This window comes from Sulfitobacter noctilucae (assembly GCF_000622365.1).
Lineage (GTDB): Bacteria > Pseudomonadota > Alphaproteobacteria > Rhodobacterales > Rhodobacteraceae > Sulfitobacter > Sulfitobacter noctilucae.
In genome coordinates, this window is the sequence record NZ_JASC01000014.1 from 1 (window position 1) to 11,836 (window position 11,836).

The following is an 11,836-nucleotide window of genomic DNA, read 5'->3' on the forward strand; positions in this document are numbered from 1 at the left end:
GGTCAGGGGCATCAACTTCGAACTGCCGATCCAGCGTGTTATCCGCGACAACCGATGGCTTGCCACCATATCGCCCAGGTCGACGTTTGTATCCGATCTGCGCTGCAATGCCTGCCAAGCTGGCCAAACGTGCCACACGGTTCTCTGAACAGGTCTCGCCAGCATCGCGCAGGTCGTCCGCCAATTTGCGATATCCATAGACCTTACCGCTATCGGCCCGTGCCTGCTGGATCAGCACCGTCTGACGTGCATCCTCAAGGGCACGCTGGCTTAACGGTTCTTTAAGCCATGCATAGAACCCGCTGAAATGAACCATCAGCACGCGGCACATGGACCGCACAGAAAACTCTGCGCGGTGAGCCTCGATAAACGCGTACCTCACTGAGATTCTCGCGCGAAGTACGCGGTCGCCTTTTTTAGAATGGTACGTTCCTCGGTCACTCGCGCCAGTTCGCGCTTCAGCCTTTTTTTATCTCAGCAGCCTGTTCTGCAACTTCAGATCGGACACGGGGCGACTTCGCAAATTGTGCCTTCCAAGTGTACAGCGATTTGGTGCTGATCCCTAGGCGCTCAGCAACTTCGCTGACCGCATATCCACGCTCAACAACCTGTGCCACAGCGTCCTGTTTGAACTCGTCCGTAAACCGTATTCCCTTGTTCATATCCGTCTCTCCTTGGTTCCAAAATTACCAGGCAAACCGTCTACAAATCTAGGGGCACCTCAAACCGCGCCACCTGACCATCGGTGATCGGCGGGATAATCTGAATGATGAGCGTGATCGGAGGGCAAACGGTGTGGATTGGAGAGCTCTCTAGAGTGTGGCCATGGGCACTTACTCAGCTCAAAGGTCGTTAATGCACACCCTCAGCACCCGCATAGGTGGTGTTGGAGCCGGGGCACTAAACCGGGGCATTCCCGTCGCTGGGGGCGCCTTAAGCGCTTAGTAGACTGGCTCTGAGACTGGTGGCTGGGGTGGTAGGATTCGAACCTACGATCTCCTGTACCAAAAACAGTTGCCCTACCACTAGGCCACACCCCAACACACCGCGCTATTAAGGGGATGGGGCGGGTTAGGCAAGACCCGAAATGCGAAAATTTGCTATTCTTCTGCGGCGTTCGCTTTCAGCAGATCTTCGCGGGCTAGTTCTGCCCTTTCTTGTGCCACAAATTTCTCCAACTCCTTATCTGCCGTCGCCATGACGTCTTGCACGGGGGCAGGTGTGGCGGCTTTGGCGGGGGTATGGGGCTCGGCGTCATCGGGCGCAGTTGTCTGGCCGGTGATCCGGTATGTCGGGTACGGTGCGGCGATACCGGCGTTGTCAAAAGCGGCCTGGGTAAGGCGAATGGCTTCGGACCGGGCGAGCACGATATTTGTGTCGTTCTGGTTGATCCACGCGGCCATTGTTAGTGTGACCCAGCTGTCGCCCACGGTTTCCACCCAGACCGAAGCCTCGGGGTTTTCCAGCACGAAAGACAATCCGTGCAGCGTTTCCAGCGCCATCATGCGGGCACGATCCAGATCGGCATCGGGGGCCACGCCAAGCGCAAAGGTAAAACGCCGCTCGGCGTTGCGCGAAAAGTTGACGATGCGGCTTTTGAAAACGGTCGAATTGGGGATGCGGATGTGGTTGCCATCAAAGCTCAGCAGGATCGTCGCGCGGCTGGTCAGGCGGATCACCTTGCCGGTGTCGCCCTCGATCTCGACCGTGTCGTTGGGGCGGAAGGGCTGGCGGATCGACAGCATGATGGATGCGATGAAATTCTCGACCGTGTCGCGTACGGCAAAACCGATGGCGAGGCCGACAATACCGGCCGCCCCCAGAATACCGGACAGCAGCGCGGTGGCATTGACGATATCAAGCGCGACAACCAGACCGCCGATGATGAACAGCAGGCGGGTGATCTGGCGGTAGATGTCGGCGATAAAGGCATTGGGTGACAGACGCTCCCAGGGCTGGCGCCGCCGGGCGAGCCAGAAGCCGAAGAGAACGATCAGCAAGAAGACCGTCAGGGCCACAAGGGCCAGCGGCAGAAAGGCGATGGTCTGTGCCGCACGATCGCGAAACCGTTCCAGCGCGGGGTTCAGCCGTTCGACCACATCGGTTGATTCCAGCACTTCGTTCCTGATCGCCACCACGCCTTCGATCCGGCCGACAATCGTGTTCAATCGTTGGGCTGCATCGGTGTCCAGTGTTGTCCCGCGCAGAGTGACAATACCCGAGGACACAACCACAGAGATATCCCCATAGCCGTCCAGCGCACCCAAAATATCGCGGATGCGCATCGCCATTGCAGCATCGGACTGTGCGTCGTCGGCGACAGCAATTGTGCCGGTTGGCTGATCATCGCTCTGGGCGAGACTGGCGATGGGAGAAATTAGAAATATCAGAAGTATAATGATGCGCATGGGAAATTCCGTGAAATATTTCACACCACGGTAAGGGGGGCTGAGTGGTGATGCAATCACCCAGCCCCTATGGCATCAGGTCGACGTACAATCGATAAGGATTGCGCCGCTGCGTCCGCCTGCTTCGACCGCTTCGTGTGCGGCAATAGTCTCGCTCAGGGGATAGATACGTTCGACAGGACAGTTCAACGCACCCGCGCCAAGTGCAGAATGCAGCTGCGCGATCCGTGCATCACGGGCCGATTTTTGCAGCAGATAAATCAGGATGATGTCAATTGTCACAGCTTTAAACAGCAGGGGCAGGAATGGCATCTTGGGTTCCATGCTTTTGGCAGATCCGTAGACGGCCAGGCGTCCGTTCGGGGCGATGGTCTCTGCGTCGCATGCGATATTGAGACCGAGTTCGACTTCGACCACTGTGGGAAAGAGCGCCCCGTCATTGGCTTGCACCGCACGTGCGGCCAGATCGGGGGCCGCATAATCCAGAACCACATCGGCACCGGCCTCTTTCACACGATCCATATCGCGCGGGCTACAGGTCGCAACGACAAATGCGCCAGCCCATTTGGCAAGCTGCACCGCAAGCAAGCCGACAGTGCCTGCGCCTCCTTGAATAAGGACGCTTTGGCCTTCGATGTCACCGCCGCCCAATACGGCCTCTGCGGCCGTAAGCCCCGGAATGCCAAGGATCGCGCCCGTTTCGAAGCTTACGTCATCGGGCAGCGGGACGGCCATGTCGGCAGGTAGGGTGATATGGCTGGCCGCAGTGCCAAAAGGGCGCTGCCACTGGCCGTTCCAGATCCAGACCCGCTGACCCACGCGCGTAGGATCGACGCCGTCGCCCACCGCTTCGATGACACCAGCGCCGTCACTATGCGGGATGATCGTATCGAAGGCAGGGCGGGTCATGCCGGGTCGGCCCATGCGGGATTTCACATCCGAAGGGTTCACGCCGGAGAAGGCAAGTGCGGCGCGGACTTCACCTGTAGCGGGCGCGGCATCAGATAAATCCTGTGCTGTCAGGACATCCAGGGCGGGGCCGAGTTTAGAATAGGTGATCGCATGCATGTCGCTGTCCTTTGCAAAGAGCGGTGCGTTCACCCTGACGCATCGGGACAGGCGGCGCAATTGCAAGGCGGGGGCAGAGATTCGGGTGCCACAGCTTGCGCAATAGACAGGCGGTGACGCTTATGGGATCAGTCCAGCACCTCTGTCGCGCCGACACCCCATAGGCGGGATTTGGGGGCCCAGCCCTTGTACCCACCCGAGCGCAATTCGCACCATTCCAGATCGCATTCCCCAAGGCGTGCCACGACACCGAGTTCGAGGGCAGCGGACACGGGTGCTGCGGGATCAGGTCGGGCATGGAGCGCCAGCATGTCGCGTTCGACCAGCACGGTACGGGTGCCGGAGAGCAACGAATAATGTACCCAGCCGCCCATGCCGTCACGGTCTTCGACTCGGCGCCAATGGCCGTGTTCAGCGGTGATGCGCAGCGGCATGTCACGGCGTTGAAAAACCCAGTCGATGCGGTGTGACAGCGACGGGCCGCGGCGCACGTTGCCCTCGGATGCCTTCATCGACACAAACCGCGGCAAAGGCAGATTGGTGACCGGCCCGGTTTCGCCCGCAGCGGCTGGCATGGCCAGACACTGCACGAGGATAAGCAACGCACCAAGGGTGCCTTTGACGGTATGTTTCAACATGGGTGCTGCCTGCACTATGATTTGTTTGCTCTTTTGCCGTGCGGGTTCTTGTGCCTCGCGCTTGCATGGGACACCATGCGCCCAAGGTACGTTAAGGCCAAGTCCCGGGAGGAAGAGAATGTCAAAGAAACGGTTGAGTGTTGTAGTGACGCGACGGTTACCCGACGCGGTTGAGACGCGCCTGTCGGAACTCTTTGATGTGAAGCTGCGGCTTGATGATGTGCCGATGACCCGGTCCGAGTTGAGTGAGGCGATGAAGGCTGCGGATGTGCTGGTGCCCACCGTGACCGACGAGATCGACGCCGCCATGATCGGGCAGGCAGGCGACCAATTGAAGCTGATTGCCAACTACGGCGCGGGCGTGGATCACATTGATGTGGCTACGGCGCGGCAGCGGGGCATTCTGGTAAGCAACACGCCGGGTGTTCTGACTGATGACACCGCGGATATGACAATGGCCCTGATCCTGAGCGTGACACGGCGGATGCCGGAAGGCATGGCCCTAATGCAAAAGGGGAAGTGGCCCGGCTGGTCGCCGACCGCTCTTTTGGGAGGACGTGTCAGCGGGCGGCGTCTTGGGATCCTCGGCATGGGCCGGATCGGCCAGGCGGTGGCGCGGCGCGCGGCGGCCTTTGGCATGCAGGTGCATTACCACAACCGCCGCAAGCTGCATGCGGAGATCGAAGAGAGCCTGGAGGCCACCTATTGGGAGAGCCTGGACCAGATGGTCGCGCGGATGGATGTGATTTCTGTGAACTGCCCACATACGCCGTCAACGTTCCATCTGATGAATGCACGACGGCTGAAACTGATGAAGCCCGATGCGGTGATCGTAAATACCTCACGCGGAGAGGTGATCGATGAAAACGCCCTGACGCGGATGCTGCGGGCCGGAGAGATCAAAGGCGCGGGTCTGGATGTTTATGAACACGGCACGCAGATCAACCCGCGTTTGCGCGAGCTCGATAACGTGGTGCTGCTGCCGCATATGGGGTCGGCAACGCTTGAGGGCCGGTTGGAGATGGGCGAGAAAGTCATCATCAACATCAAGACCTTTGATGACGGGCACCGGCCACCGGATCAGGTTGTCCCGTCGATGTTGTGAGAGTGTCGCGGGCGGTTGCATAAAGGAGCGGGCAAGCCCGCATTCGATTTGTTTTATTGGGGCTCTGTCTCAAACCCCGCGGGATATAAGGCCAAAAAGAGAAAGAGGGAGCGCGTGATGTGGAAGACTTTAAGTATCTTGTTTGTGGTTTTGGGCAGCGCCGTTGCGGCGCAGCAAGCCGCTGATGCGGTCGCGCCCGAAGCCGCTGGCGCGGGCGCGTTTGTAGATTTGCCGCCTGCCTTTGCCGAAGCGCTTGCCCAGAAGGATGCAGGTGCGCCTGTAGTGGCCCAGAATTGGATGATTGCGGCCGCGAACCCCCATGCTGTGCAGGCGGGGGCCGAGGTTTTGGCCACTGGCGGGACGGCTGCGGATGCATTGGTGGCCGTGCAGGTGATGCTTGGGCTGGTAGAGCCGCAAAGCTCCGGCCTTGGGGGCGGTGCGTTTCTGGTTTGGTACGATGCTGCCAGTGGTGAGATCACCACATTGGACGGGCGCGAAACAGCGCCTTTGGCAGTGACACCACGCTTGTTTCAAGATGAGGCTGGCGCGCCGTTGAAGTTCTTTGACGCGGTGGTCGGCGGATTGTCCGTTGGGACGCCCGGCACTCCTGCATTGATGGCAGAGGTGCATGCCCGTTGGGGCAATCGCGACTGGGCTTCGCTTTTGCAACCCGCGATTGATCTGGCCGAGACCGGATTTGCGGTGTCCCCCCGACTTGCCGGGTTGGTGGAGGGGGACCAGGCGCGGCTGGTCTCATCCGACGTTACAGCGGCGTATTTCATGCCGGAGGGTAAGCCGGTTGCCGTTGGTGATATCTTGAAGAACCCCGCCTATGCAGAAACGCTGCGGGCTTTTGCGGCGGATGGTGCTGCGGTTTTCTATGGCGGTTCAATCGGCAAGGATATTGTGGCAACGGTTCGGGGGGCCGATAATCCGGGTGTCTTGGCCGAGATGGATCTGGCGATCTACCGCGTGAAAGAACGCGCTGCGGTCTGTGCGCCTTATCGCGATCACGAGGTTTGTGGCATGGGGCCGCCTTCATCGGGGGCCGTGGCGGTCGGGCAGATTTTGGGCGCGCTTGAGGGATACGACCTGAGCGCGGGACCGCAGGATGCCACGGTGCGGCGGTTGATGGGCGATGCGGCGCGCTTGGCCTTTGCCGACCGGGGGCGGTATCTGGCGGACAGTGACTATGTGCCCGTGCCTGTCGCGGGCCTGCTTGATCCGGCCTATATGACCGGGCAGGCAATGCAGCTGGACACGGAAACTGCGCTGAAAGAGGTCGCACCAGGCAGCCCCGACTGGGATCACGCGCGGCTTTGGGCCGATGATGAGAGCATTGAGCTGCCCTCGACTTCGCATGTCTCGATCGTGGATGCGGCGGGCAATGTTGCCAGCTTGACCACGACCATCGAGAACGGATTTGGCAGCCGCCTGATGGTGGGTGGGTTCTTGCTGAACAACGAGTTGACGGATTTCTCCTTTCGCAGCCACAAGGACGGTGTGCCGATTGCCAACCGGATGGAGCCCGGCAAGCGACCCCGGTCCTCGATGGCACCGACGATTGTGATGAAAGATGGCGCGCCGGTAATGGCGGTGGGCAGTCCGGGGGGCAGCCGGATCATCGGCTATGTCACACAGGCCATTGTCGGCGTGATTGATTGGGGGCTTGATGTGCAGCAGGCGGTCAGCGTGCCGCATGCGGTAAACCGTTTTGGCGCTTATGACCTGGAAGAAGGCACAGACGCGGAAAAACTGAGCGCGCCGCTGACCGACATGGGGTTTGAGGTGAACACGCGGGCGCTGACGTCTGGCCTGCACATGATTGCAATTGGCGATGACCTGCTTGGCGGGGCCGATCCGCGCCGCGAAGGCATTGCATTTGGCGACTGAGGAGAGAACGACATGGCGGATGGTGGGGCACTTGAGGGCGCGCTGACACGCAACGAAGAGGGCATTCAGGGCGCTGTCGGGGTCTTGAAGCAGCAGTTTGGCGAGCGGTTTCAGACCGGCCAGTCGATCCGGGAACAGCATGGCCACACCACCACATGGATCGCCAACCAGATGCCCGACGGGGTGGTCTTTGCCCAATCCACCGCCGAGGTCAGCGAGATCATCAAGGTTTGTGCCAGCTATAAGGTGCCGGTAATTGCCTTTGGCACCGGCACATCGCTGGAAGGGCATGTGAACGCCCCTGCCGGCGGGATTTCCATTGATCTGAGCCAGATGGACAAGGTGCTGGAGGTCAACGCAGGTGATCTGGATTGCCGCGTGCAGCCCGGTGTGACGCGCGAAGCGCTGAACACCCATCTACGCGATCAGGGGCTGTTCTTTCCGATTGACCCCGGAGCCAATGCCTCGCTTGGGGGGATGACTGCAACGCGGGCATCGGGCACCAATGCGGTGCGTTACGGCACAATGAAAGACAACGTGCTGAGCGTCGAGGCGGTGATGGCGGATGGCAAAGTGATCCGCACCGCCAGCCGGGCCCGTAAATCTTCGGCAGGCTATGATCTCACACGGCTTTTGGTTGGGTCTGAAGGGACGCTGGGCATCATCACCGAGATCACGTTGCGGTTGCAGGGCATTCCCGAAGCGATGTCTGCGGCACGCTGTTCTTTTCCGAGCGTTGAGGCCGCATCGAAAACCGTGATGGCAGTCATTCAATACGGTCTGCCAGTCGCACGGATCGAACTGCTGGATTCCATGGTGGTGCGGGCGCTGAACAATTATTCCGGGCTGCATTTGCCAGAAGGACCGCTGTTGCTGCTAGAGTTTCACGGATCCGAAGCCGGAGTGCGCGAGCAGGCCGAAACCTTTGGCCTCTTGGCCGAGGAAGAGGGCGCATCGGGTTTTCAGGCCACCGCCACGACTGAAGAACGCAACAAACTTTGGCAGGCGCGGCACGATGCCTATTGGGCCATGCTGGCCCTGCGGCCGGGGTGCAAGGCAGTCACGACCGATGTCTGCGTGCCGATCTCACGGCTGGCCGAAGCGGTCACCACGGCGCAAGCCAAGGCCGAGGCGTTGGATCTATTTGCACCTATCGTTGGCCATGCGGGGGACGGGAATTTCCACGCATCTTTGCTGATCGATATGGAGGATGCGGCAGAACTGGAGCGCGCGAGAGAGTTCGTCAGTTGGCTGAACGATATGGCGATTTCAATGGATGGTACCTGCACAGGTGAACACGGCATCGGTCAGGGCAAACGGCCCTATCTGGTCAAAGAACTGGGGGCCGACACCGTTAGTGTGATGGGCGCAATCAAACAGGCGTTGGACCCTGACAACATCATGAATCCGGGCAAGATTTTGCCGGAGTGAGCTGCTTCTTTAGTTGCTTGGATAAATGTTCGGGATCGCGGAAGCCATAAATCTTCGCGAACCGGCCACAATAATATCGCAATTTCTAGGTCTTCTTGGACAAGATTCAGGAGGGCTGAACATGGCCAGATTTATATTGTTGATCGGTATTATGCTGTTGGCGGGCGCGGCCTTTGTGGTGAATGACGCCACCAAACGGTCGGTGCAGAACCCGGATTATACATTCGATACAGCCGCCTATGCCAGCGAGTTGCCGGGCAGAATCAAGACTTATATGTCCGATGATGTGGGGCCGCGCATCGCAGCTCTGCCGCAGGTTGCACGCGAAATGGTGCATGACTACCAAAACCCGCCCGAAGAACAGGTCGAGGCGACAGACCGTCTTGCCACCATCAAGCATCGCAACCGCTCGTTTGCCCGCAACGGGATCAGCATGGATGATCTGGCCAACATGAGCCCGTGGGAAATTTATGAAAACCGTGAACTGATCATGAAAAGCATGACGCAATCGGCCAAGAACCAGATGGGCAATGTCATGAAGTAGTGCGTCAGGGGTCTGGTAGGATCCTTGTCCGGCAGTCGGGGTTCCTGATTTTGCCGATTGCCTCACGGGCAGAACTTCGCCCCTGCTAAGCGTTCTCTGACCGCTTCCACCTCAACCTGTCTTCGTCCCTGCGGCGTCACGTGATCACAGGTCGGTTTCTTGATATGTTGGGTCGGCTGCTGCCTGCGCATTTGCTCTGCTGCCCGTAAAACGGATGCATGCGGTCAGAAGGAGTCGGGCAGATGAAAACAAACGTCAAAGCATTGGTTGTGGGTGGCGGTGCGGTGGGCACCTCGATTGCCTATCATCTGGCGGCTGCGGGCTGGGATGATGTCATGCTGCTGGAGCGGGACGAGCTGACCTCGGGCTCCACATGGCATGCGGCAGGGCTGCTGCCCTATTTCAATATGAGCTATGCTACAACGCATATTCACGACTACTCCATCCGCTTTTACAAAACGCTTGAGGAAGAGACAGGCCTGAACGCCGGTTTCGCTGTCGTCGGCAACCTGCGTATGGCGCAGACGGACGAGCGTATGGATGAATACATGCTCTACGCCTCTACCGCAGAGACATGCGGCGTGCCCTACACCTTCATGACCCCGGACGAGATCAAGGCGAAATGGCCGCTGATCCGTACCGAAGATCTCAAGGGTGCGCTGTACCACCAGACCGACGGCTATATTAACCCCGCCGATGTCACCATGGCGATGGCCAAGGGTGCGCGCCAGCGTGGCGTGATGATCGAGCGCAAATGGCAGGCCGATGCCTTTCACTGGAACGGCGAGGCATGGGAGGTCACCGCGACCAAGATGGTGGAAAAGGGCGGCAACCTTGTGCCGTCCGAAGAGCAAATCGTAATTACTGCTGAACATGTGGTCACGGCATCAGGCAACCACGCGCAGCGCACCGCCAAGATGCTGGGTATCAAGATGCCCGCGATCCCGGTTGAGCACCAGTTCATTGTGATGGATCAAGATCCCGCTCTGGTCGAATTTCGTAAAGGTCAGGGCAATGTCGAACATCCCGTCATCCGCGACGCTGATGCGCAATCCTATGTGCGAGAGGAACGCGGTGGCTGGATCCTGGGCGTCTATGAAAAGGACGCGCCAGCACGGTTTGAATACGGCGTGCCCGACAGTTTCCGCGCCGATCTGTTCCAGCTCGATCTTGAGCGGATCGAGAGCCAGTACGAAGCGATGATCCATCGCATTCCGTCTTGCGAAGACTCGGGCCTTAAGGACGATTTCAACGGCCCGATCTGCTATACCCCCGATGGCAACCCGCTGGTCGGTCCCGCACCCGGTCTGCGCAATATGTGGCTGGCTGAAGGGTTTTCGTTCGGCATCACGGCAGCGGGCGGCACGGGGTATTATCTCGCGCAACTCATGGTGAAGGGAGAGGCCGAGATCGACATGGCCTCGCTCGACCCCAAACGTTACGGCGACTGGATGACGACCGAATTCGCGGCCCGCAAGAACGAGGAAGCCTACGAGCACGTCTACATCCTGCACCACCCGGATGAAGAACGCCCCGCCTGCCGGCCGCTGCGCACATCGCCTGCTTACGACCGCCAAGCCGCCCGTGGTGCGCAGTTCGGCTGGGTCAACGGCTGGGAACGGCCCAACTATTTTGCGCCTGAAGGGTTCTCCGACCACGACAGTCGCAGCTTTCGGCGCGGTGGCTGGTGGCAATACGCGGTGGAGGAGGCCAAAGCGATCCGCGAGGGCGTCGGCCTGATCGATGCGACCGCCTTTACCAAACATCTGGTCAAAGGGCCGGGCGCGACGCAATTCCTCGATTGGTTCACCTGCAACAAACTGCCATCAGTGGGCCGCATCAACCTGACCTATGCGCTGACGGGCGCAGGCACGACGCGCACGGAATACACCATCGTGCGGCTGGCAGAGCATGAATATTATCTTGTGAGTGCAGGCGGTTGGACCGCCTATGACAGCGATTACCTGCGCAAGGCGATTGAGGACAAGGCACCTGAATTCGGCTATATCGAATGCCATGACGTCACCACACAATGGGGCGTCTTTGCTATCGCAGGCCCCAAATCCCGCGATGTCTTGAAAGAGATCGTGACGGATGCGGACCCCGAAACCGTCCTGTCCAACAAACGCTTTCCGTGGCTGACCATGCGCGACATCGAGCTGGGCATGTGCCCCGTGCGCGCCATACGCGTGGCCTATACCGGCGAATTGGGCTGGGAATTGCATCACCCCATCGAAATGCAGAACTACCTGTTTGATCAGCTTGAAAAGGCGGGCGAGCCACACGGCATGAAGCTGGTAGGTGCCCGTGCACAAAACTGGTTACGGCAGGAGAAGTCATACCGCGCCTTCGGTACGGAACTGGGCCGTGATGCCACGCCGCTCGAGGCTGATCTGCCGCGCTTTGTCGATCTGAACAAGGAATTCCACGGCAAACAGGCGATGGCCGATCACGGCATTAACGCGAAATGCGTGACCGTTCTGATCGACGGGCCGGACGATGCTGACCCCTGGGGCCGCGAAGTGCTGTACCTGGGCGACGAACGGACCGGACGTCTCACGTCAGGCGGCTATTCCGTGGCCTTCGGTAAATCCATCGGCATGGGCTATGTGAAACCCGACCATGCGGTTGTTGGCAACAAGCTGAAGGTTAAGATGTTCGACCAGCTTTGGGATGCCGAGATTGTCGAAGACAGCCCCTATGACCCCAAGAATACAACGATCCGCATAGACGGGTAAGGGATTCGCTG

The 11,836-nt window shown here is 59.4% G+C and carries 8 protein-coding genes, 1 tRNA gene and 1 pseudogene; 5 read left to right on the top strand and 5 right to left on the bottom strand.

What is annotated here, in order from left to right:
- The 5 genes and pseudogenes from Z945_RS20870 to Z945_RS0110180 form a co-directional block, all read right to left on the bottom strand.
- A pseudogene (locus Z945_RS20870) lies at nt 1-662 on the bottom strand (IS3 family transposase); the annotation flags it as partial.
- A 303-nt stretch (nt 663-965) separates the two neighbouring features.
- A tRNA-Gln gene (locus Z945_RS0110165) sits at nt 966-1,040 on the bottom strand.
- A gap of 60 nt (nt 1,041-1,100) precedes the next feature.
- On the bottom strand, nt 1,101-2,408 hold the full coding sequence (locus Z945_RS0110170; protein WP_025051998.1) for a mechanosensitive ion channel family protein: 1,308 nt from the start codon (nt 2,406-2,408) through the stop codon (nt 1,101-1,103).
- 75 nt (nt 2,409-2,483) lie between these two features.
- Nucleotides 2,484-3,476, bottom strand: a complete 993-nt coding sequence (locus tag Z945_RS0110175) for an NADPH:quinone reductase (protein ID WP_025051999.1) — start codon at nt 3,474-3,476, stop codon at nt 2,484-2,486.
- A 128-nt stretch (nt 3,477-3,604) separates the two neighbouring features.
- The gene (locus Z945_RS0110180) at nt 3,605-4,051 is read right to left on the bottom strand and encodes an SH3 domain-containing protein (RefSeq protein WP_241434537.1); all 447 of its coding nucleotides are present in this window, start codon (nt 4,049-4,051) and stop codon (nt 3,605-3,607) included.
- 181 nt (nt 4,052-4,232) lie between these two features.
- Between Z945_RS0110180 and Z945_RS0110185 the strand changes: the two genes are divergently transcribed.
- The 5 genes from Z945_RS0110185 (at nt 4,233) to Z945_RS0110205 (ending at nt 11,825) form a co-directional block, all read left to right on the top strand.
- The gene (locus Z945_RS0110185; RefSeq protein WP_025052001.1) at nt 4,233-5,219 is read left to right on the top strand and encodes a 2-hydroxyacid dehydrogenase; all 987 of its coding nucleotides are present in this window, start codon (nt 4,233-4,235) and stop codon (nt 5,217-5,219) included.
- A gap of 117 nt (nt 5,220-5,336) precedes the next feature.
- Complete coding sequence (ggt, locus tag Z945_RS0110190) at nt 5,337-7,112, top strand: gamma-glutamyltransferase (protein ID WP_025052002.1); 1,776 nt, start codon at nt 5,337-5,339, stop codon at nt 7,110-7,112.
- A gap of 12 nt (nt 7,113-7,124) precedes the next feature.
- A complete protein-coding gene (locus Z945_RS0110195) occupies nt 7,125-8,543 on the top strand; it encodes an FAD-binding oxidoreductase (RefSeq protein ID WP_025052003.1) in 1,419 nt (472 codons plus the stop codon).
- 121 nt (nt 8,544-8,664) lie between these two features.
- A complete protein-coding gene (locus tag Z945_RS0110200; RefSeq protein ID WP_025052004.1) occupies nt 8,665-9,087 on the top strand; it encodes a hypothetical protein in 423 nt (140 codons plus the stop codon).
- A gap of 242 nt (nt 9,088-9,329) precedes the next feature.
- A complete protein-coding gene (locus Z945_RS0110205) occupies nt 9,330-11,825 on the top strand; it encodes a GcvT family protein (protein ID WP_025052005.1) in 2,496 nt (831 codons plus the stop codon).
- The last annotated feature ends 11 nt before the right edge of the window (nt 11,826-11,836 follow it).

Excerpts from the sequence above, each read along its gene's own strand:
- Z945_RS0110205 (WP_025052005.1), top strand. The coding sequence starts at position 9,330 with ATGAAAACAAACGTCAAAGCATTGGTTGTGGGTGGCGGTGCGGTGGGC.
- Z945_RS0110170 (WP_025051998.1), bottom strand. The coding sequence starts at position 2,408 with ATGCGCATCATTATACTTCTGATATTTCTAATTTCTCCCATCGCCAGT.
- Z945_RS0110200 (WP_025052004.1), top strand. The coding sequence starts at position 8,665 with ATGGCCAGATTTATATTGTTGATCGGTATTATGCTGTTGGCGGGCGCG.
- Z945_RS0110180 (WP_241434537.1), bottom strand. The coding sequence starts at position 4,051 with ATGCCAGCCGCTGCGGGCGAAACCGGGCCGGTCACCAATCTGCCTTTG.
- Z945_RS0110175 (WP_025051999.1), bottom strand. The coding sequence starts at position 3,476 with ATGCATGCGATCACCTATTCTAAACTCGGCCCCGCCCTGGATGTCCTG.
- Z945_RS0110195 (WP_025052003.1), top strand. The coding sequence starts at position 7,125 with ATGGCGGATGGTGGGGCACTTGAGGGCGCGCTGACACGCAACGAAGAG.
- Z945_RS0110185 (WP_025052001.1), top strand. The coding sequence starts at position 4,233 with ATGTCAAAGAAACGGTTGAGTGTTGTAGTGACGCGACGGTTACCCGAC.
- ggt (WP_025052002.1), top strand. The coding sequence starts at position 5,337 with ATGTGGAAGACTTTAAGTATCTTGTTTGTGGTTTTGGGCAGCGCCGTT.